Origin of the sequence: Paraburkholderia sp. MPAMCS5, assembly GCF_036016995.1 — a bacterium.
Taxonomy (GTDB): Bacteria; Pseudomonadota; Gammaproteobacteria; order Burkholderiales; family Burkholderiaceae; genus Paraburkholderia.
On record NZ_JAYXBK010000008.1, the window covers coordinates 78477 to 99730 of the forward strand.

The 21254-nt window shown below is 65.1% G+C and carries 14 protein-coding genes and 1 pseudogene; 4 read left to right on the top strand and 11 right to left on the bottom strand.

The annotated features are described in order from the left end of the window. Positions 1–36: 36 nt before the first annotated feature. From proC to VOM14_RS19510, 6 genes are all read right to left on the bottom strand, one after another. The gene (gene proC, locus VOM14_RS19485; protein ID WP_327630373.1) at positions 37–852 is read right to left on the bottom strand and encodes a pyrroline-5-carboxylate reductase; all 816 of its coding nucleotides are present in this window, start codon (positions 850–852) and stop codon (positions 37–39) included. An 82-nt stretch (positions 853–934) separates the two neighbouring features. Continuing rightward, positions 935–1633: a YggS family pyridoxal phosphate-dependent enzyme gene (locus VOM14_RS19490; RefSeq protein WP_327630374.1), complete on the bottom strand. Its 699-nt coding sequence runs from the start codon at positions 1631–1633 to the stop codon at positions 935–937. 36 nt (positions 1634–1669) lie between these two features. Further along, on the bottom strand, positions 1670–2896 hold the full coding sequence (gene glcF, locus VOM14_RS19495) for a glycolate oxidase subunit GlcF (protein ID WP_327630375.1): 1227 nt from the start codon (positions 2894–2896) through the stop codon (positions 1670–1672). A 7-nt stretch (positions 2897–2903) separates the two neighbouring features. Beyond that, positions 2904–3992, bottom strand: a complete 1089-nt coding sequence (glcE, locus tag VOM14_RS19500; RefSeq protein ID WP_327630376.1) for a glycolate oxidase subunit GlcE — start codon at positions 3990–3992, stop codon at positions 2904–2906. 135 nt (positions 3993–4127) lie between these two features. Next, complete coding sequence (locus VOM14_RS19505; RefSeq protein ID WP_327630377.1) at positions 4128–5621, bottom strand: FAD-linked oxidase C-terminal domain-containing protein; 1494 nt, start codon at positions 5619–5621, stop codon at positions 4128–4130. 125 nt (positions 5622–5746) lie between these two features. Continuing rightward, a complete protein-coding gene (locus VOM14_RS19510; protein WP_327630378.1) occupies positions 5747–7162 on the bottom strand; it encodes an FAD-linked oxidase C-terminal domain-containing protein in 1416 nt (471 codons plus the stop codon). A 430-nt stretch (positions 7163–7592) separates the two neighbouring features. Between VOM14_RS19510 and VOM14_RS19515 the strand changes: the two genes are divergently transcribed. Together VOM14_RS19515 and hmpA are read left to right on the top strand one after the other, a co-directional pair. Beyond that, complete coding sequence (locus VOM14_RS19515; protein ID WP_327630379.1) at positions 7593–8147, top strand: cob(I)yrinic acid a,c-diamide adenosyltransferase; 555 nt, start codon at positions 7593–7595, stop codon at positions 8145–8147. A gap of 106 nt (positions 8148–8253) precedes the next feature. Further along, complete coding sequence (hmpA, locus tag VOM14_RS19520) at positions 8254–9459, top strand: NO-inducible flavohemoprotein (RefSeq protein ID WP_327630380.1); 1206 nt, start codon at positions 8254–8256, stop codon at positions 9457–9459. Positions 9460–9560: 101 nt separating this feature from the next. Here the strand turns inward: hmpA and VOM14_RS19525 are convergent. Continuing rightward, a pseudogene (locus VOM14_RS19525) lies at positions 9561–9794 on the bottom strand (helix-turn-helix domain-containing protein); the annotation flags it as partial. Positions 9795–9958: 164 nt separating this feature from the next. Further along, a complete protein-coding gene (aroG, locus tag VOM14_RS19530) occupies positions 9959–11032 on the bottom strand; it encodes a 3-deoxy-7-phosphoheptulonate synthase AroG (RefSeq protein ID WP_327630381.1) in 1074 nt (357 codons plus the stop codon). Positions 11033–11077: 45 nt separating this feature from the next. Here aroG and VOM14_RS19535 point away from each other — a divergent pair, with 45 nt between their 5' ends. Beyond that, positions 11078–11269, top strand: coding sequence for a hypothetical protein (locus tag VOM14_RS19535; protein WP_327630382.1), 192 nt, complete (start codon positions 11078–11080; stop codon positions 11267–11269). A gap of 109 nt (positions 11270–11378) precedes the next feature. Here VOM14_RS19535 and tldD read toward each other — a convergent pair whose 3' ends face one another. The 3 genes from tldD to VOM14_RS19550 form a co-directional block, all read right to left on the bottom strand. After that, the gene (gene tldD, locus VOM14_RS19540) at positions 11379–12845 is read right to left on the bottom strand and encodes a metalloprotease TldD (RefSeq protein ID WP_327630383.1); all 1467 of its coding nucleotides are present in this window, start codon (positions 12843–12845) and stop codon (positions 11379–11381) included. Positions 12846–12936: 91 nt separating this feature from the next. Continuing rightward, positions 12937–13821, bottom strand: coding sequence for a carbon-nitrogen hydrolase family protein (locus VOM14_RS19545; RefSeq protein ID WP_327630384.1), 885 nt, complete (start codon positions 13819–13821; stop codon positions 12937–12939). Between the two features lie 146 nt (positions 13822–13967). Continuing rightward, a complete protein-coding gene (locus VOM14_RS19550; RefSeq protein WP_327630385.1) occupies positions 13968–18167 on the bottom strand; it encodes a YhdP family protein in 4200 nt (1399 codons plus the stop codon). A gap of 238 nt (positions 18168–18405) precedes the next feature. Between VOM14_RS19550 and glnE the strand changes: the two genes are divergently transcribed. Beyond that, a complete protein-coding gene (glnE, locus tag VOM14_RS19555) occupies positions 18406–21204 on the top strand; it encodes a bifunctional [glutamate--ammonia ligase]-adenylyl-L-tyrosine phosphorylase/[glutamate--ammonia-ligase] adenylyltransferase (RefSeq protein WP_327630386.1) in 2799 nt (932 codons plus the stop codon). The last annotated feature ends 50 nt before the right edge of the window (positions 21205–21254 follow it).

Here is a 21254-nt window from a genome sequence, read left to right on the forward strand (position 1 = left end):
CGTCCTACGGCTGGTCTTGAGCCCGATGCGGCTCGCTTACTGCTTGCCGAACTCGTCGCCCATTTCTTTTGCGCGCGCGTCGGCGGCGAGCGCGCCGCGCACGATCGCGTCCTTGATGCCGCTCGCGTCGAACGAGGCGAGCGCCGCGGCGGTCGTGCCGCCCTTCGAGGTCACGCGTTCGCGCAATACGCTCGGCGGCTCGTCGGAATTCGCGGCCAGTTGCGCGGCGCCGGTGAAGGTCGCGACGGCGAGCGCGCGGCCTTGTGCTTCATCCATGCCGAGTTGGCGCGCGGCTTCCTGCAACGCCTCGATAAAGTAGAACACGTAGGCCGGGCCGCTGCCCGAGATCGCGGTGACGGCGTCGATCTTCGCTTCGTCGTCGAACCAGACGGTTTCGCCCACCGCGCCCAGCACCTGCGAGGCCAGCGCGCGGCCCGCTTCGTCCACGTTGCCGGTCGCGCTCAAGCCCGCGACGCCCATGCCGATCAGCGCGGGCGTATTCGGCATGACGCGCACGATGCGCGCGTGGCCGTTCAGCCAGCGCGACATGTCGTCCATGCGAATGCCGGCGACGATGCTGATCGCCAGTTGCGATGCCTTCAGATGCGGCGCCAGCGATTGCGCGACGCTCTTCAGAATTTGCGGTTTCACCGCGAGCACGACGGCGTCGTACGCGGCCAGCGCGGCGTCGGCGGCCGCGCCGGTCTTGATGCCGAACTGCTGCTCATTGCGTTTGCGCGCGTCTTCGTTGGGATCGATCGCATACAGATCGGCGGGCGCCACGCCACGCTTGATAAGGCCGCCGATCAACGCCGCAGCCATGTTGCCGCCGCCGATAAAAGCAATTTTCATGATGGTCCGGAAGGTTGGGTTGAGCGTCTGAAACGGTTGCTTCGCGTTGTTTCGCGGGAGAGTTCGCGCATTAGTTCGCGCGTCAGTTCGAATAGTCGCGCGCGCCGAAGATCGCGGTGCCCACGCGCACGATCGTCGCGCCTTCGAGCACGGCGGCTTCCAGGTCGCTCGACATGCCGATTGACAGCGTATCAAGTTCGAGGCCGCTTTCGCGCAGGCGCTCGAACAGCTCACGCAAGTGGCGATGCGGCACGCGTTGTTCGTCGATAGTGCCGGCCGGCTCGGGAATCGCCATCAGGCCACGCAATCTGAGACGCGGCAGCGCGGCGATTTCGCGGGCGACTTCATCGGCTTCGGCAATGTTCACGCCGCTTTTCGACGCCTCGCCGCTGATGTTCACTTGCAGGCACACGTTCAGCGGCGGCAGATTCTCCGGCCGCTGCTCGGAAAGCCGCTGGGCGATTTTCAGGCGGTCGACGGAATGCACCCAGTCGAAGTTTTCCGCGACCGGTCGCGTCTTGTTCGACTGCAACGGGCCGATGAAATGCCATTCGAGCGTCTCGCGCAAACCGGCGAGCGCTTCGATTTTCGTGATGGCTTCCTGCACGTAGTTTTCGCCGAACGCGCGTTGACCGGCGGCGTGCGCGGCGCGCACGTCTTCGGCGGGAAACGTCTTCGAGACCGCGAGCAGCGCGATGGAGCGCGCATCGCGCCCGGCCACGTGCGCGGCCCTTGCGATGCGCTGCCGCACCGCTTCGAGGTTATGAATCAGATCGGGCATGGAACGAACGGGAACGGACAGAAGTCGATGCCCCGATTATACGGACAGCATGTGCTCGACCAGTTCGATCCAGTGCGCAACCGGCGTTGACGTGCCGCTTTGCAGATGCGAGATGCACCCGACGTTGGCCGACACGATCAGTTGCGGTTCCTGTGCGCGCAGCCGTTCGAGCTTCTGGTCGCGCAGCGCGTACGACAGCTTCGGCTGCGTGAGCGAGTAAGTGCCGGCTGAGCCGCAGCATAGGTGACTGTCGGCGGGCAGGCGCACTTCGACGCCGAGCTTCGACAACAGATGTTCGACCTTGCCGCGCACCTGCTGCCCATGCTGCAACGTGCAAGGCGGGTGAAACGCGACCGTGTGAATCGCGCGGCGGCGCGTGAGCGGCACGAGTTCTTCTTCGAATTCCGGCAGGATTTCGGCGATGTCGCGTGTCAATTCGACAATGCGGTGCGCTTTTTCCGCATACGCGGGATCGTGGCGCAACAGGTGCCCGTATTCCTTCACGGTCGCGCCGCAGCCCGACGCGTTCATCACGATCGCCTCCACGCCCTGTTCGACATACGGCCACCATGCGTCGATGTTCGCGCGCATGTCGTCGAGCGCTTCGTCGTTGTAGCCGAGATGCAGCCGGACCGCGCCGCAGCAGCCTGCGTCCGGCGCGACCAGCGTCTCGACGCCGAGCGCGTCGAGCACGCGCGCGGTGGCGATATTGACGTTGGGCATCATCGACGGTTGCACGCAGCCCGCGAGCATCAGCATCTTGCGCGCATGTTTCGCGCTCGGCCATTCGAGCGGACGTTGCCGCGCGGGCACCTTGTCGCGGAGTTTTCTCGGCAGCAACGCGCGGAAATGCTGGCCGACGCGCATGGCCGGCGTGAACAGCGCCGGGTTCGGCACGAAGCTCGCGAGCAGCCGTCGTGTGAGGCGCTGGCCGAGCGGCCGCGTCACTTTCTGCTCGGTGATCTTGCGGCCGATTTCCACCAGCTTGCCGTACTGCACGCCCGACGGGCAGGTCGATTCGCAATTGCGGCAAGTCAGGCAGCGGTCGAGGTGAAGCTGCGTGCTGCGCGTCACGGGCGCGCCTTCCACCATCTGCTTGATCAGATAGATGCGGCCGCGCGGACCGTCGAGTTCGTCGCCGAGCAGTTGATAGGTCGGGCACGTGGCCGTGCAGAAACCGCAGTGCACGCAATTGCGCAGGATGGCGTCGGCTTCGTCGCCATCGGGCGTATTGCGAATGAAGTCCGCGAGATTGGTTTGCATCGCGCGCTCAGAAGTCGGGGTAGAGACGGCCGCGATTGAAGATGCGGGCCGGGTCGAATGCGGTTTTCAGGCCGCGATGAATTTTCATGAGCGGCGCGGGAAGCGGAGTGAACACGCCGGCGCCGCGGTCGTAGCCGAGGCCCGCGCGGAAGATGGTGGCATGACCGCCGGCTTGCTTCGCGCTGATGCGCACCGTTTGCGCGTCGGCGTCGGTGATCCACCAGCGTTGCGCGCCGCCCCATTCCATCAGCTGCGCGCCGGGCAGTTGCAGCGGCTCCGTGATGGACGGCAGCGCGAGCCGCCACAACGCGGCTTTCGGCGGAATCGCGGAGAAGAACGTGTCGGTCTGCTCGCGCAGGCCCGCCCAGAAGCGTTCGGCTTCGACCGCGTCGACCACTTCGCCGCCGAGCGACGCGCGCGCCGATTTCACCGCGCTTTCCGCGCCCGCGAGACGCACCGCCAGCGTGCCGTGGCGCCAGGCGCTCGCCGTGATGGGCAGCGGCCGGCCGCCCCATTCGTTGAGCTTGCGGACGGCGTCGGTGCCGTTCATGTCGAATTTGAGCGTGGCTTCCGCCTGAGGCTGCGGAAGCACCTTCAGCGACAGTTCGAGGATTAGCCCGAGCGTGCCGAGCGAGCCCGCCATCAGACGCGAGACGTCGTAGCCGGCAACGTTCTTCACCACCTGGCCGCCGAAATGCAACGTCTGCCCCTGGCCGTTCATGATGACCGCGCCGAGCACGAAGTCGCGCGCCGCGCCCGCCGACGGGCGGCGCGGACCGGCGATGCCCGCGGCCACGCAGCCGCCGAAGGTGGCTTGCGGCCCGAAGTGCGGCGGCTCGAATGCGAGCATCTGATTGTGTTCGGCGAGCGCGGCCTCGATTTCGAGCAGCGGCGTGCCGGCGCGCGCGGTGATCACCAGTTCCGCCGGGTCGTACGCGATGATGCCGCGATAAGCGCGCGTGTCGAGGATCTCGCCTTCCAGCGTCTGACCGTACCAGTCTTTCGTGCCGCCGCCACGGATGCGCAACGCGCTTCCCCCGGCGCTGGCCGAACGCACGCGTTCCGACCACATGGCGACGATGTCGTCCTCTTCCATGGTGTCCTGCTTCGTTGTGTTTCGATTGATTGTACCGGGCGGGCGCTCGCTGGCAACCAGGAGCGGACCCGCATCGGGTAATCAGTTGGGCAGGGAGAGAAACGCCTCCGCGACGGACTATGCGCGCTGCTTCATCTAGAAGCGCGGCAGCTCGGGATGCGGCAGCAAACCGCCACGCACATGCAGCTTGCCGTACTCGGCGCAGCGTGCGCGCGTGGGAATGCCCTTGTCCGGATTGAGCAGCCCGGGCGCGTCGAAAGCGCGCTTGACCGCGTGAAACGCATCGCGCTCTTCCGGTGAAAACTGCACGCACATCGAGTTGATCTTTTCGATGCCGACGCCGTGCTCGCCCGTCACCGTGCCGCCCAGCTCGACGCAGGTTTCGAGGATGTCGGCGCCGAACGCTTCGGCGCGATGCCATTCGTCCTTGTCATTGCCGTTGAAGAGGATGAGCGGATGCATGTTGCCGTCGCCGGCATGGAACACGTTGATGCAGCGCAGCCGGTATTTCTGCTCCATCTCTTCGATGCGCGACAGCAGCGGCCCTATACTGCGGCGCGGCACCGTGCCGTCCATGCAGTAGTAATCCGGCGAAATGCGGCCGGCGGCCGGAAACGCATTCTTGCGCCCGGACCAGAAGCGCAGCCGCTCGTTTTCCGTGCGCGAAATCTGGATGCGAGTCGCGCCGTGCTCGCGCAGCACCGCGGTCATGCGCACGATTTCGTCGGCGACTTCTTCCGGCGTGCCGTCGGATTCACACAGCAGGATGGCCGCCGCGTCCAGATCGTAGCCCGCGTGGACGAATTCCTCGACGGCGCGCGTGGCCGGCTTGTCCATCATTTCGAGACCCGCCGGAATGATGCCCGCCGCGATAATGCCGGCGACGGCGTCGCCGCCTTTCACGACGTCGTCGAAACTGGCCATGATGACCTGCGCCATTTGCGGTTTCGGAATCAGCCGGACCGTGACTTCGGTGACGATCGCGAACATGCCCTCGCTGCCGACCAGCACGGCGAGCAGATCGAGGCCGGGCGCGTCGGGCCCGAGCGAGCCGAACTCGACGATCTCGCCTTCCATCGTCACCGCGCGCACGCGCAGCACGTTGTGCACGGTAAGGCCGTATTTCAGGCAATGCACGCCACCGGAATTTTCCGACACGTTGCCGCCGATCGTGCACGCAATCTGCGATGACGGGTCGGGCGCGTAGTAGAGGCCGTACGGCGCGGCGGCGTCGGAAATAGAGAGATTGCGCACGCCCGGCTGCACCGTGGCGGTCCGCGCATACGAATCGACTTCGATGATTTTTCTGAAGCGCGCGAGTGAAACCACCACGCCGTGACGGATCGGCATTGCGCCGCCCGACAGGCCGGTGCCCGCACCGCGCGGCACGATCGGCACACTCAGACGATGGCAGATCTGCACGATACGCTGCACCTGCGACTCCGTTTCCGGCAGCGCGACCGCGAGCGGCAGGCGGCGGTAGGCGGCAAGACCGTCGCAGTCGTACGCGACGGTATCTTCCTCGCGATACAGCAGACAGTGGTTCGGCAGGACTGCCATCAGCGCCTGCACGACTTCGCGCTGGCGCTCGGCGAGAACTTCGGCCGACAGTTCGGCGGGCGCGTTCATGTGAGTCGTCTCCTCGTGGCTTTCAGCCATCGTGCCATTTTGCGCATGCGTTGTGCAGGGCTTTGGGCGCGGCCATTTTTTGCCGATTCCGGCCGGCCGCGCACGATGCCGCGCTTCGCAACGCCTCAAGCTGCCCAGCTGAAAATCTTGCCTGGGTTCATGAGATTGTGCGGATCGAGCGCATGCTTGATCGAGCGCATGGTGTCGATGGCGACGTCGCCATGTTCTTCGAGCAGGAAGCCCATCTTGTGCAGTCCCACACCATGCTCGCCCGTGCACGTGCCGTCCATGCGCAGCGCGCGCTGCACGATGCGATGGTTCAGACGCTCGGCCTCGACCAGCTCTTCCGGTTTGTCCGGATCGATCAGGATTGCGACGTGGAAGTTGCCGTCGCCGACATGGCCGACGATCGGGCAGGGCAGCGGCGACGCCACCAGATCCTGCTCCGTTTCCACGACGCATTCCGCGAGACGCGAGATCGGCACGCAGACGTCGGTCGTGACGGCGCGGCAGCCGGGCTTCAGTTGCAGCATCGCAAAATAGGCATTGTGGCGCGCGTTCCACAGACGGCTGCGATCCTCCGGCCGCGTTGCCCATTCGAACCCTTCGCCGGCGTTTTGCGTGGCGATTTCCTGCACGAGTTCGGCCTGTTCCTTGACGCCGGCTTCGGTGCCATGGAATTCGAAGAATAGCGTGGGCGCCTCGCGCAGCGTCAGGTTCGAATGGCGATTGATCGAGCGGATCGCGAGCGCGTCGACGAATTCCACGCGTGCGATCGGCACGCCGATCTGAATCGTTTCGATGACGGCGCGCACGGCGTCGCCCATCGACGGGAACGCGCAGACGGCGGCCGATACGGCTTCCGGCTGCGGATAAAGGCGCACGGTGATTTCCGTGATCACGCCGAGCGTGCCTTCGGAGCCGACAAAAAGGCGCGTGAGGTCATAACCGGCGGACGACTTGCGCGCCCGGGTGCCGGTTTTGATGACGCGGCCATCGGCCAGCACGACGGTCAGGCCGAGCACGTTCTCGCGCATCGTGCCGTAGCGCACCGCATTCGTGCCCGACGCACGCGTGGCCGACATGCCGCCGATGCTTGCGTCCGCGCCCGGATCGATCGGGAAGAACAGGCCTGTGTCGCGCAGCGCTTCGTTCAACTGCTTGCGCGAGATGCCGGGTTCGACGGTGACTGTCAGATCTTCGGCGTTGACTGACAGCACGCGGTTCATTTCCGACAGATCGATGGACACGCCGCCTTGCACGGCGAGCAGATGTCCTTCGAGCGACGAGCCATTGCCGTACGGAATGATCGGCACGTTGTACTGGCCGCAGAGCTTGATGACCGTTTGCACTTCTTCGGTATTGCGGGCGAAGACGACGGCGTCGGGCAGTTGGGGGTCGAACGGCGACTCGTCGCGGCCATGATGGGCGCGCACGGCTTGCGCGACTGACACGCGCTGGCCGAAGGCGTTAGTGAGCGCGCTCAGCAGTTCGGCGGGGAACGGCCGGCGCAGCGGCGCTGGCGGAACGGGATGATTCACGCATGTCTCCTGTGTCGGCCTAAGTTAGCGCTTCAGCGCTTACTTAGGCCCCATCAAACGATGTCGGCCTAAGTTAGCGCTTCAGCGCTTACTTAGGCCCCATCAAACGATGTCGGCCTAAGTTAGCGCTTCAGCGCTTACCTAGGCCCCATCAAACGATGTCGGCCTAAGTTAGCGCTTCAGCGCTTACTTAGGCCCCATCAAAAACGATTGCTGATAATTCTGAGGCGAAGCTGTTTTGCAGCACGTATTTCATTCTACGCCGATCGCCTCCTGGACAGCTTTCGTCGGCGTCGAGCCGGCCATCGCTTCTATAATGGCGGCGACCTCGCGATGCGCGCAATATGGATTAATGCGGTGGCCGACACACGGTCGGCGCGGCGCTTCCGCGTGCTTGTCCGCGCCTCGTCAATGAATGCATGGAGACATCATGGGTAATCGCCTGAGCAAAATCGCCACCCGTACCGGCGACGACGGCACCACCGGCCTCGGCGACGGCCGCCGCGTTCGCAAGGACAGCGCGCGCATCGCGGCAATCGGCGACGTGGACGAACTCAACTCGAATCTCGGCGTGCTGTTGTGCGAAACGCTGCCGGAGAACGTGCGGGCCGCGCTGGTGGCGATCCAGCACGACCTGTTCGATCTGGGCGGCGAACTTTGCATTCCCGGCCACACGATGATCACCGACCGTCATCTCGCCCAACTCGACGGCTGGCTCGCCGACTACAACGCGACGCTGCCGCCGCTGAAGGAATTCATTTTGCCGGGCGGCTCGCGGGCGGCGTCGCTCGCACACGTGTGCCGCACCGTTTGCCGTCGCGCTGAACGGGCGATAGTCGCGCTAGGCGAGCTGGAGACGCTCAACGCAGCGCCGCGTCAGTATGTGAATCGACTGTCAGATTTGCTGTTCGTACTCGCACGCGTGTTGAACCGCGCTGACGGCGGAACGGACGTACTCTGGCAGCACGACCGCAGCCGCGACTAGACGCGCGGCCTTTCTCCTGTTGCGTCAATGAGACTGCGACAATCTGTCTGAGGTAAGGCGTATCAGTTAAGATGTATCGTATATACCTCTTTGAGGAGAAGTACAGATGACCGCCCTTACCGCTGATCAGATTGCCCGCGTCAAAGCCACCGTTCCCGTACTCGCCGAACACGGCACCACGATCACCCAGCATTTCTACAAGCGCATGTTCGCGCACCATCCCGAGTTGAAGAATCTGTTCAACCAGACGCATCAGCAAAGCGGCAACCAGCCTGAAACGCTCGCCCGCGCGGTGTATGCGTATGCGGCGAACATCGACAATCTCGGCGCGCTTGGCCCGACCGTTTCGCGGATCGCCAATAAGCACGCCAGCCTGAACATTCGGCCCGAGCACTATCCGATTGTGGGCCGCCACCTGTTGGGCGCGATCGTCGATGTGCTCGGCGACGCGGTCGATCAGCCCACGCTTGACGCCTGGGAAGTCGCGTACGGCCAACTCGCCAATATTTTCGTCGGCACCGAGTCGAAGCTGTACGAAGGCGCGGCATGGAGCGGCTTCCGTCCGTTCAAGGTTGCGCGCAAGCACATCGAGAGCGACGAAATCACCTCGTTCTACCTGACACCCGCCGACGGCTCCGCGGCATGTGGCTTCGAACCGGGTCAGTACGTGAGCGTGACGCGCTTCGTCGACAAACTGGGCGTGGACCAGCCGCGTCAGTACAGCATGTCGGATGCGCCGCATGGCAAGTGGCTGCGCATTTCGGTGAAGCGCGAGGACGGCCGCGAGGACACGGCGCCTGGCCACGTGTCGAACCTCATGCACGCCGGCGTTGAAGAGGGCGCGATCGTGCACGTCAGCGCGCCGATGGGCGACTTCACGCTCGACCGCAAGAAAGCCACACCGGTGGTGTTGATGAGCGGCGGCGTAGGCGTGACGCCGATGACCTCCATGCTCTCCACCCTGCTCGCCGACGGCAGTGAGCGCAGCGTCACCTTCGTGCACGCTTGCCGCAACAGCCAGGTGCATGCGTTCCGCGAGTGGCTCGACGAGGTCGTCGCGTCGCACGCCAACGTAGCGCGCGCCGTGTTCTACGAAACCGTGGGCGCAAACGACCGACAAGGCGTGGACTACGATTTCGAAGGCCGCCTTGACGTGGCGAAAATCGCCGAGCGCATCATCGTGCCGGATGCCGACTACTACATTTGCGGACCGGTGCCGTTCATGCGCGCGCAATGCGATGCGCTGACCGCGCTCGGCGTGGACCCGGCGCGGATTCACACCGAAGTATTCGGTTCGGGCGCGGTAGCGTAAGGCCCCAGCCACGCATGGCAGTCCGCGCAACTCCCACAACGACTGCAGCGAGGGCAGTGAGTTGAGTGCACCGATGCGCAAAGCGCGGCGAGCCATGCGCACTATCCGACCGCGAGCGTGACTGGCTTGCCGATCCGGCTCAACATTTCCACCAGCGTGTCGATGGTGAACTTGGTGGTCTTCTTGTTGACCACGTCGGACACGCGCGGGCGCGACACCATGAGAATGTGAGCGGCCTCAGCCTGCTTCAGGTGATGCTGCTCGATCCAGCCAGACAGTTCGGTCATGAGCTGCTCTTTCAGGAGCCGGGTGTCGTTAATCTGCTTCTGCGACGCGTTCCACCTGATCAAGTCATTCGCGACCCGGCGTGAACTGTTACGGTACAGAGGCGGCCTTCCTGGCACCATTCATCCGTTCGGCCAACCAAATAAAAAACCCGGCTCGAAAAGCCGGGCTTTTTACGTGCAAAAACTGCAACGGGCAATGCGCGAAAGCGTAATCAGTTACCGCTGCCACGCGCCACGCGCCGCTGCCTGACCGCCTCGGCGAGACCTTCCAGCACCGTCACGCTTTCGTCCCAGCCGATGCAGGCGTCGGTGACGCTCTGGCCGTACGTCAATGCGCGGCCTTCCTGCAGATCCTGGCGGCCCGCCACCAGGTTCGATTCCACCATCACGCCGACAATTCGTTCGTCACCCGAAGCAATCTGGCGGCCGATGTCCGCGCACACCGGAATCTGGTTCTCGTGTTTCTTCGAGCTGTTCGCGTGGCTCGCGTCGATCATCAGCCGCGCGGCGAGACCTGCCTTGCCGATGTCCGAGCACGCGACATTCACGCTCTCCGCGTCGTAGTTCGGCGCTTTGCCGCCGCGCAGGATGATATGGCAATCCTCGTTGCCGGCGGTCGAGACAATCGCCGAGTGGCCGCCCTTCGTGACCGACAGGAAATGGTGCGGCTGCGACGCGGCCTTGATCGCGTCGACGGCGATCTTGACGTTGCCGTCCGTGCCGTTCTTGAAGCCGACCGGACACGACAGTCCCGAAGCGAGTTCGCGGTGCACCTGCGACTCGGTCGTGCGCGCGCCGATCGCGCCCCACGAGATCAGATCGGCGATGTATTGCGGGCTGATCATGTCGAGATACTCGGTGCCGGCCGGCAAACCGAGTTCGTTGATGCGCAACAGCAGTTCGCGCGCGGTGCGCAGACCCTCGTTGATCTTGAAGCTGTTGTCCATGTGCGGGTCGTTGATGAGGCCTTTCCAGCCCACCGTCGTGCGCGGCTTTTCGAAGTACACGCGCATCACGATTTCGAGTTCGCCCGCGAAGCGCTTGCGCTGCTCGATGAGACGCCCGGCGTATTCCATGGCCGCCTTCGTGTCGTGAATCGAGCATGGCCCGACGATCACGATCAGGCGGTCGTCCATGCCGTGCAGAATGCGATGCATGGCCGTGCGCGAGTTATAGATCAGATCGGACACCGCTTCGTCGCAGGCAAATTCGCGGATCAGGTGAGCGGGCGGCGTGAGTTCTTTCAATTCGCGGATGCGGACATCGTCGGTATTGTGCGGGGGCATGTTGTTCTCCTGAATCGGTTCGTAGCGTGTTCGCGCGGGCGGCGCGTGCAAAACAAAAAGTTCAAAGACATAGGGCGAAAAAAAACCGCCAGGCTTGCTGGCGGTTTTTCGGGAATTCTCGGTGTTCTGCGTGCACTAACACCCCTCTCGATCCGCCAGCGGTCTGAGATGCCAAAAAAAGTAAAAGTAAAACTTGGCGGACATGGCGAAATGAAGTCGCTGGTCAAAAAAGGGTGAGTGACTTTATAACCCGGGCAAGCTCGACTGACAAGCTGTGCCTTCGAAAAATGCGGAAAACCCGCACACTTCGGCTATTGCATGCACGAAATGTGCGGATTCCGATGATTTAGGCCGTGCCGCCAACCGTCATCCGGTCGATTCGCAACGTCGGCTGACCCACGCCGACCGGCACGCTCTGACCTTCCTTGCCGCACACGCCGACACCCGAGTCGAGCTTCATGTCGTTGCCGATCATGCTGACGTACTTGAGCGATTCCGGGCCGCTGCCGATCAACGTCGCGCCCTTGACCGGATAGGTGATCTTGCCGTCTTCGATCATGTAGGCCTCGGAAGCCGAGAACACGAACTTGCCATTGGTGATGTCGACCTGGCCGCCGCCGAAATTCACCGCATACAAGCCGTTTTTCACGGACTCGATGATTTCCTGCGGGTCCTTGTCGCCATTGAGCATGTACGTGTTGGTCATGCGCGGCATGGGCAGCGCCGCGTACGATTCGCGGCGCGCATTGCCCGTGACCGGCATCTTCATCAGGCGCGCGTTGAGCGTGTCCTGAATGTAGCCCTTCAGAATGCCGTCTTCGATCAGTGTCGTGCACTGCGTCGGGTTGCCTTCGTCGTCGATATTGAGCGAGCCGCGGCGGTTCGGCAGCGTGCCGTCGTCGACGACGGTCACGCCCCTGGCCGCGACCTGCTCGCCGATGCGTCCCGCGAACGCCGACGAACCCTTGCGGTTGAAGTCGCCTTCGAGGCCGTGGCCGATCGCTTCGTGCAGCAGCACGCCGGGCCAGCCCGGTCCAAGCACGACGGTCATCGCGCCGGCCGGTGCCGGACGCGCTTCGAGGTTCACGAGGGCGGCGTGCACCGCGTCGTCGACGTAGCGCGACAGCACTTCGTCGGTGAAATAGCTGTAGTCGAAACGGCCGCCGCCGCCGCCGCTGCCGATTTCGCGGCGGCCGTTGTGTTCGGCGATCACCGTGACCGACACGCGCACGAGCGGACGGATGTCCGCCGCGAAGCCGCCGTCGCTGCGCGCCACCAGCACGACGTCGTATTCGCCGGCGAGGCCCGCCATGACTTGCTGGATGCGCGGATCGCGGCCGCGCGCCATCTGTTCGATGCGCTCGAGCAGCTTGACCTTGGCGGTGGCGTCGAGCGAATGCAGCGGATCGGCGGGCAGGTACAGATCGCGCCCGGCAATGCCGGTCAGCGACGACGCCACCTTGATCTTCTGCTTGCCGCCGCCCGCCTTGGCGATGGCGCGTGTGGCAATGGCCGCCTGACGGATTGCTTCGGGCGACAAGTCGTCCGAATACGCGAAAGCCGTACGGTCGCCCGACACGGCGCGTACGCCGACGCCCTGATCGATGCTGAAACTGCCCGACTTCACGATGCCTTCTTCCAGACTCCACGCCTCGCTGCGCGTCGCCTGGAAATACAGGTCCGCGTAGTCGATGCGATGCGTGAAGATTTCGCCGAGCGTGCGGGTGAGCAGGGCTTCGTCGAGACCGTAGGGCGTGAGGAGGATGTCCTTGGCGGTCGCGAGATTACGGATACTGGGTTCGATGATGTTCATGCGAAGTATGTTCTGCTCGATACGAAGGATTCGGTTAGCGCCACTGTCAGGATATGAGAAAGGGGCGCCGCAGTTTCAAGATCAAATGTTGCTAGCTCAGCACCCGGTGACGCCAGGCGGGCAAGCTTTGCCGCACCTCGTCGATGCGCGCGCGCTCAAGCGTGCCCGCGACCACGCCGGCGCCCTCGTCGCGCACCGCGACGATCTCGCCCCACGGGTCGATCAGCATGCTGTGGCCCCAGGTGCGACGGCCATTCTCGTGTTTGCCGCCTTGCGCCGCCGCCAGCACGTAACACTGGTTTTCGACGGCGCGCGCGCGCAGCAGCATTTCCCAATGCGCGCGGCCGGTGGTGTAGGTAAACGCCGACGGCACCACGATCAGCGCGCAATCGCCCATGCGCCGGTACAGTTCCGGAAAGCGCAGATCGTAGCAGACCGACAAACCGACGCGGCCGAACGGCGCCTCGAACGTGCGGACTTCGCCGCCGGGGCAGATGGTGCGCGCCTCGTCGAACGATTCCTCGCCTTTTTCGAAGTTGAACAGATGGATCTTGTCGTAGCGCGCGGCTTCGTTGCCTTGCGGGTCGAACACCAGTGTCGTGTTCAATACCCGCGACGGTTCCGGCGCCGCGACCGGCAGCGTGCCGCCGATCACCCAGACATCGTGGCGGCGCGCGGCGTCGGCGAGAAAGCGCTGGATCGGGCCGTCCTGATAGGCCTCGCGTATCGCGAGCTTGTCCGTGTCCTTGAAGCCCATGAAGCAGAAATATTCGGGCAGCAGGACAAGCTGCGCGCCGTCGGCCGCGGCTTGTGCGATCAGGCGCTCCGCGTCCGCGAGATTGCGCTCCCTGTCGGGCGTGCTCACCATTTGCAGCGCGGCGACACGAAAGCTGCTTGCCTGAGCCGGTTGCGAAGAGCGGGGCGCCGTGGCGGACGCTGCGGAGGAAGAAGTTGAGAAGACGTGTGTTTCGCTCATGAGCGTTTCGAAAAACTCCCGGCAAGGCGGCCGCGCGAAAAAACGGCGCCGCCTACGTCGTTCAAGGCTGGCTCGGGGCGCTGGCGTCGCGCCGGACGCGTTCTGACCGAGCAGATCAAAGTGGCCGGTTCGCGCCCGGTTCGCGCTCAGTTCGCGCCCACGGCCGAAGCTGGAGCGTCCATCTTACCTCGATCGCTCTTCACCCGCTCGATGTGCGGTTTCGACCACGAGCCGGTGATCGCGTACTCCCGCGCGAACGCGTGCGACACCGACTTGCTGAACGCGAGATCCGCCACCAGCGCGCCGAGGCCGAGCAGCGGATTGACCACCGCGGCCGCGACGACCGCCGCGCCCGCGCTCACCGTCGGCACGATCTGCACGTGCAAATCCTGAGTTTCCTGAGCCAGATCGACGGAGCCTTTCATCGCGGCGCGAGCCGGCGCGGTCACCATTTCGAAATTCTCCGTGCGGCCGATGCCATTGTGGATTTGCGCCGTCCCGGTGACATGCTCGAAGGGCAGACCTTCGCCGATCACATCGCGGAAATTCAGCGTGGCGAAGCGCGCTAGGCTTTGCAGGCTCAGCACGCCGAGCAGTTTGGCGACGCCCGGATCGACCTTGAGAATCTGCCCGTGACGCAGATCGACGGCGACATTCCCGTTGAGCGTCGGATAGTCGATGGCGGTCGGGCCGCCGCGCCACACGACTTTGCCCGCGAGCGTGCCGCTGCCGGCCTTCAGCGTGCGCGGCTGGCCGAAGCGTTCGAGCAGTCCGCCCGCGTCCTTGATGTCGAGCTTGAAATCGAACACGGTGCGCCGCGGCGTGGTTTCGTCGGCGGCGGCATTGCCGGGCTGTGCCGAGGTGCGCCAGTTCGCCGTCGCGGTCAGCGTGGCCGAGGGATTCGTGATGTCGAGTTTGTCGAGTTGCCAGACCGGCGCGCCGTCTTCGTTGAAGTTGTGAGCGTCCACTTCGAGCCGGCCGATATTGCGGTCGCGCACGATCAGTTCGTTGACCACGAGATCGATCGACGGCATGTTTTGCGCCGGCGCGGAGATCGCCTCGCCGAGCAGATCCTTGTCCGCGACCGACGGAATCACGACGCGCGCGAACCGCGCCTGCAGCGTGCCGGGCGAGGTTTTGTCGACGCCCGGCAGCCATGAGACATGGCCCGACACCTGATTGGACGCGATGTTCGCCTGCCACTTGCCGTCAGCGTCCGACGCGCCGACGATCACACTCTCCCAATGACGCTTGAGCAGCGTCAAGGTACCGATGTGCAGCGCGAACCGGCTCGGCAGAAACTGCATGACAGCCGGATTCAGCGACGCGGGCGCGCCGGCCGCGAGAGGCGCGCCCGGCGCTTCCTTGCTGCGCATTTGCGCGACCAGTGCGCGCCATGCGTCGGCGTCGAATGCTTCGAGATCGACGGCGGCGATCACACCTTCGGACGGCAAGTCGGCCGGCCGGTTCACACCGATTGCGCCGCGCACGACCGTCGGCGGCGTTTTCGGTTCGTAGTGCAGCAGATATGTCGCGGCGATCGGGCCGAAATTGAGTTCGGCGCGCTCCAGTCCGCTTTCGTCGGTTGCCGTCGAAGGGCTCGCGCTGAGGCGCAGCGGCATCGGCGCGCCGACCGGCTTGTTGAACGGCGCCGGGAAATCGAGCGCGAGACCGGTCAGATCGGAGTTGGCCGTGAACTGCGGCAGCCCGCCTTTCGCGCCGCGCAAAGTCAGCGCATAGGGCGCGCTGCCGCTCATGCGCGTGAGAATCTGGGCGGCGGGACCCTGCAGATCGAGGCCGCGCGCGGCATCGACGGCAATATGGCCGCCCAGGTCGAGCGCGTAGGTGCCGTCCTGCTTCAGCCCGCCTTTCGCATGCACGTCGCCGCCGAGGAACTGCGCGGTGAGCCGGTCGGTCTGCGCGGTGTGTTCCGTGAAGCGCACCTTGCCGTTCAGTTGCGACAGCGGCGGCACGTTTTCCACCGTCAGACGATTGTTCTCGAAGCCCACGGCGCCTTCCACGCCGACGTGCGGCTTGGGCGTGCGCGGCACCGTCAGCTTGAGCGCGAGCGACGCCGGTCCTTCGGCGCGAATCTTCTCGGTCTGGTGCCGCGCCATGATGCCGAGCGAGCTTTCGTTCACGTAGTCGAGCATGTCGGCGAGCGGCCCGAGCCCGTCGCCCTTGATGACGAGGTTCGACTCGCGCGTGCCGAGGTCGTCGATTCTGCCGTTGACACCGTGCAGCGCGACGCGCTTGTAGCGCGCGCGGTCGATGTCGAAATGCAGCACGTTCTGCCGGATTTCGAACACGCCGTCGATGCCGTCGAGCGGCGGCCACACGTTCGGCGTGCCGTTGCGCATATTGCGCGGCGGATACGGCGACGGGTCGAACTTGCCGCCCTTGAACGGGGCGACGATATGGAAAATGCCCGCGTCCGGATTGCGCGAGTAGGGGAATTCCGTCAGATCGCCGTGCACCTCGATCGTGGCGCCGCGCGACACGCCGGCCTGCAAGCCGTGGCCGAGATAGATGCGCAGCTTTTCGCTGATGCTGGTCGGCAGATAGCGGACGATGCGCGCCACTTGCGCGCGCTCGAAATCCGCCTTCAGGTCGAGCGCGCCGCGGCCGTGGCCGGGGTTGCTGTAGTCGGCGGTGGCGGTGGCCGCGACGTCCGCGTTCGAGACGCCGAAATCGGCGAGTTTCACCGTGAACGGCGGATGAGTGTCGCCCGGCGCCTTCTTCGCGATGGTCCAGTCGGCGCGGCCATGCAGACGGTCGAGCAGCAGGCGCGGATCGTCGAACACGCCAGGCAGCGTGATCGCCACGTTCGACGTGTCGAGCGTCGCGGTGCCGCGGCGTTCGTCGGCATCGACACGGCCCCACAGATTCTCGATACCCGGAATGCCGGCGCGCGGGTGATTGCGCGCGGTCAGCCCCGGCGGCGGTTCCTGCGCGGCGACGCTGATGCCTTGCAGATCGCCCTTGAAGCGATAGTGCTCGACCGGCTCCGCGCCCACCGCATGACGGTCGCTGCCGGCCTCGCCGGATTCCGGCCGCGCGCGCTCCACTTCGATCACGTAATTGGCGACGAGGCCTCGCGGGTTATAGCGCACGAGATTGTTCAGAAGACGCCGCGGCAGCGGCAGAGCGCGGCTGAATTCCGCGAGAATGCCGAGGTCCACGCGGTCGCCCGACACGCTGATGAGTTGCCCGTGCTGCTGCGTGGCCATCCGGTAATGACCGTTGAGCGTCGTGAACGAGAGCGTGCGCGTGAGCGGCGTGCCGTCGTCGAGTGGCGGCTGGCCGAGTTCGGCGCGCAGGTCGTTCAGTTGCAGCAGGTAGTCGCCTTGCTCGGCTTGCACGCGCCAGCCGAAACTCGCGACCGGCAACAGCAGTTTCGGTTGCGTGGGCCGCACGCGCAGGGCGACATCCGCGCCGGTCATTTGCCCGCTCGCCGACTTCATGTGGCCGTCGGCGAAGTCGATCCAGATTGCATTGTCGATGCGGCCGGCGAACGTCTCGATCGGGAATTTGACGTAGCGCGCGAGGGTCGGCAAATCGACCGGTCCGGTCGATACATACGCCTGGCCCTTCCAGTTGGCCGGCTTGCCGATCGGGGCAAGCGGCGCGTGTCTGAAATGCGTGCGGAAATCGACCGGCCCGTGCAGCAGTTGACCGTCCGGCGGCGCCTGAAGCGCGAGGCGGTGGTCGTAGCCGTCGTTGAGAATCGCGATGCGGATGTTGCGCAGCGCCAGTTCCGGCGCATTGCGCTGGGCGTCGCGCCAGCGCAGCACGCCGCCGCGCACGACGATCGCCTCCTGGCGCACGAGCCACGTCGAGAGTGTGTCGTTGCCGCTGTGGCTCGTCGGCACCGGCACGCCCGCGACCGAGAGCGCGCCGTCGCTGCCGCGCGCGATCTGCACGTCGGGCTGATCGACGATCAGGCTGGAGAGCGCCGGATGAAACTGCCAGAGCGAGCGCCACGACAGCGTGGCGGTGGCGTGCGGGACAGTCAGCGCGGGTTTGCCTTCCTGATCGCGGATCACGAGATTCGTAATGTCGAGACCGGGCTGAAAGCTGTTCCAGTGCGGCGCCAGCTTGCCGATGGTGAATTGCGTGTGCAGCTTGGCGGAGACGGCGGCTTCGATGCGCGGACGGAACGAGTCGACGTGCGGCAGCACCACATAACGCAAGCCGAGAAACAGTCCCGCCACGATGAAATACAGGACGAGCGCGAGCGCCAGAACGACGTGAAGAGTCCGACGCAGCACGATGTGCTCGCTGCCGCTCACGGGCCGGATCTGCCCGGTTTCGTGCGGCTCGGCGGATTCGTTTCGCTCGGACATGCTGCGGCGGGTGGGCGTATGGTAGTTTTGCGAATTAACGACGAAATGTAACACACGGGAAAGCGTCGGCAGGACTTCTGCAAACCCTGTCGGCGCGCGCCTCGCGCCTTGCATCGGCGTGTCGGAACCTGTGCTGCAATGAGCCGGTTAATGGCAGATTAACGTCAGGCAAATGCCAGGCAAGCACGAGTGAATGCCCGGTAAGAACCTATCAAGCAACGAGCGAGCCAGACATTTCATGACTCACGCCACTCTTCTGAGTTCCGACTATTCACATTACGCGGCGCGCGCGATGGCGGCGCGCCCGCAACTTCGCGCGCATGTCGAGGCGCTTGCGTCGGCGCCCCTGACGCGCGAGCGCATCGACGCGCGCTTCGACGCGTTGTGCGCCGAAGCGGCCGGCGCGACCGGCGTTGCGCTCACCGAAGACACGCTGAAAAAAGCGTTGCGTCAGTTGCGAACCGAGGTGTTCTGCGCGGTGATGGAGCGCGACCTGGCCGGCAAGGCGGACGTCGCGGAAGTCACGGCAGCGATGACCGATCTCGCCGAGACGACGATCCAGCGCTCGCTCGCCGTGCTTTCCGCCGAACTCGAAGTGCTGTTCGGCGAGCCGCGCGGGCCGCAAGGCGAGCGGCTCGCGCTCGGTGTCGTCGGCATGGGCAAGCTCGGCGGGCGCGAGCTGAATGTGTCGTCGGATATCGACCTGATCTTCGTTTATGAAGAAGATGGCGAGACCGCCGGCGGGCAGCGCTCGCCGCTCGCCACGCAGGAGTTTTTCACGCGCCTCGGCAAGCGCCTGATCGGCGCGCTGGCCGAAGTGACCGCCGACGGCTACGTGTTTCGCGTCGATATGCGTCTGCGGCCGAATGGCGATTCGGGGCCGCTCGTGTGCAGTCTCGGCATGCTCGAGGAATATTTTTATGTGCAGGGCCGCGAGTGGGAGCGCTATGCGTGGATCAAGGGCCGGCTCGTCTCCGAAGGCGCGAGCGAGGCGGCGCGGCGTCTGTCGAGGCAGCTCGACGCGATCGTGACGCCGTTCGTCTATCGCCGCTATCTCGACTTCGGCGTAATCAGCGCGATCCGCGCGCTGCATCTGCAGATTCGCCAGGAAGCGCAGCGCCGCGCGTCGATGCGGCCCGACAAGGCCGACGACATCAAGCTCGGGCGCGGCGGCATCCGCGAAATCGAATTCAGCGCGCAGGTGTTCCAGCTGATTCGCGGCGGCCAGGACGCGGGCTTTCGCGTGCGTCCCACTTTGACCGTCTTGCGCCACGCGGCGACGCACGGGCTGATCGACCCGTCGGTGTGCGCGAAGCTTTCGGCGGCGTATCTCTTTCTGCGCGAACTCGAACATCGTCTGCAATACCGCAACGACGCGCAAACGCATGCCATGCCCGTCGATCCCGACGAGCGCGCGGCGCTCGCGCACGCGATGGGCTGCGACGGCTATCCGATGCTGATGGAACGGCTCGACGCGCATCGCGAACTTGTCGAGCAACAGTTCGACCAGATTTTCGCCGATAAAGTGAGCGGCCGCGACGGCTGCGGCGCGCCCGAAGACGGCGCGGCGGCCTGGGTCTGGAGCAGCGCGCTCGCGGACGACAGCGCCGAGGAAGCCTTGCACGCGCGCCTCGTCGAACTGGGCGTGGCCGAGCCGGGCGGCCTGCTCGCGCGGCTGCGCGGCGTGTGGCAATCGTCGCGTTATGCCGGACTCGCCGAGCGCAGCCGGCAGCGCTTCGACATCGTCGCGCAGCGTGCGCTCGAAGCCGCGCGCACGCTGGAGCCGCCCGAGCGGCGCGGCGATACCGTCGCGCGCCTGTTCGATCTGCTCGAAGCGGTGAGCCGGCGCGGCGCCTATCTCGCGCTGCTGACGGAATATCCACAGGCGCTGCATCGGGTTCTGTCGGTGCTCGGCGCGTCGCGCTGGGCGGCCGGCTATCTGATCCGCCATCCACAACTGCTCGACGAACTGCTCGACGACGAAGCGATCAACAGTCCGTTCGACTGGCCCGAATTCAAGCGCACGCTGCGCTTGCGCCTCGCCGCCGCGGACGGCGTCGAGCAGCAGATGGATCTGCTGCGGCACGCGCACCAGGCCGAGGTATTCCGCATTCTGCTGATCGACCTGGCGGGCAAGCTGAGCGTCGAGCATGTGAGCGACCGCCTGTCCGAACTCGCCGACGCCGTGCTCGACGTCACGCTCGAAGCCGTCTGGAACCAGTTGCCGAAGCGCCATCGCGACGCGCCGCGTTTCGCGGTGATCGCCTACGGCAAGCTCGGCGGCAAGGAACTGGGCTACGCGTCGGATCTCGACGTGATCTTTCTCTACGACGATCCCGACGACGCGGCCGCCGACATCTATTCCACCTACACGCGCCGCCTGATCACCTGGCTCACCACCGCGACCGGCGCGGGCACCTTGTTCGACATCGATCTGCGCCTGCGGCCGAACGGAGAATCAGGCCTGCTCGTCACGGATCTCGACGCGTTCCGCCGTTATCAGCTGCGCGAGGGCGATGCGGCCAACACGGCGTGGGTGTGGGAGCATCAGGCGCTGACTCGCGCGCGTTATTGCGCAGGCGACGCGCAGATCGGCGCTCAGTTCGAGACGATCCGCGAACAGGTGCTGACCACGCCGCGCGACGCCTCGCAACTCGCGGGCGAGATCGTGGAGATGCGCGAGCGCGTCGGTGCCGGACATCCGAACCATACGACGCTGTTCGACCTGAAGCACGATCGCGGCGGTATGGTCGATATCGAATTCACCGTGCAGTACTGGGTGCTGCTGCACGCCGCGCGCGATCCCGAGCTGATCCGCAATACCGGCAACATTGCGCTGTTGCGCGAAGTGTCGCGTCTCGGGTTGATGAGCGAGGCGGAAGCTGAAACCGTCGGCGCGGCGTACCGCACGTACCGGAAGTTGCAGCACACGCTGCGGCTGGACGGAATGGAAAAGGCGCGGGTCGAGCCGGCTCTGGTTGCGGCCGCTCGCGATGCCGTGCTCGGCCTGTGGGAGCGGGTGTTCGGCGAAGGTTGAGGCGGGCGCGGTGTGCGCGGTGAGCGCCCACCGCGGCAGAGGGTTGGGGA

Bases quoted from the DNA above. Each gene is read 5' to 3' on its own strand.
- VOM14_RS19545 (WP_327630384.1), bottom strand. From the start codon at position 13,821: ATGAGCGAAACACACGTCTTCTCAACTTCTTCCTCCGCAGCGTCCGCC.
- VOM14_RS19515 (WP_327630379.1), top strand. From the start codon at position 7,593: ATGGGTAATCGCCTGAGCAAAATCGCCACCCGTACCGGCGACGACGGC.
- glnE (WP_327630386.1), top strand. From the start codon at position 18,406: ATGACTCACGCCACTCTTCTGAGTTCCGACTATTCACATTACGCGGCG.
- VOM14_RS19550 (WP_327630385.1), bottom strand. From the start codon at position 18,167: ATGTCCGAGCGAAACGAATCCGCCGAGCCGCACGAAACCGGGCAGATC.
- tldD (WP_327630383.1), bottom strand. From the start codon at position 12,845: ATGAACATCATCGAACCCAGTATCCGTAATCTCGCGACCGCCAAGGAC.
- VOM14_RS19505 (WP_327630377.1), bottom strand. From the start codon at position 5,621: ATGAACGCGCCCGCCGAACTGTCGGCCGAAGTTCTCGCCGAGCGCCAG.
- aroG (WP_327630381.1), bottom strand. From the start codon at position 11,032: ATGCCCCCGCACAATACCGACGATGTCCGCATCCGCGAATTGAAAGAA.
- proC (WP_327630373.1), bottom strand. From the start codon at position 852: ATGAAAATTGCTTTTATCGGCGGCGGCAACATGGCTGCGGCGTTGATC.
- glcF (WP_327630375.1), bottom strand. From the start codon at position 2,896: ATGCAAACCAATCTCGCGGACTTCATTCGCAATACGCCCGATGGCGAC.
- glcE (WP_327630376.1), bottom strand. From the start codon at position 3,992: ATGGAAGAGGACGACATCGTCGCCATGTGGTCGGAACGCGTGCGTTCG.
- VOM14_RS19490 (WP_327630374.1), bottom strand. From the start codon at position 1,633: ATGCCCGATCTGATTCATAACCTCGAAGCGGTGCGGCAGCGCATCGCA.
- hmpA (WP_327630380.1), top strand. From the start codon at position 8,254: ATGACCGCCCTTACCGCTGATCAGATTGCCCGCGTCAAAGCCACCGTT.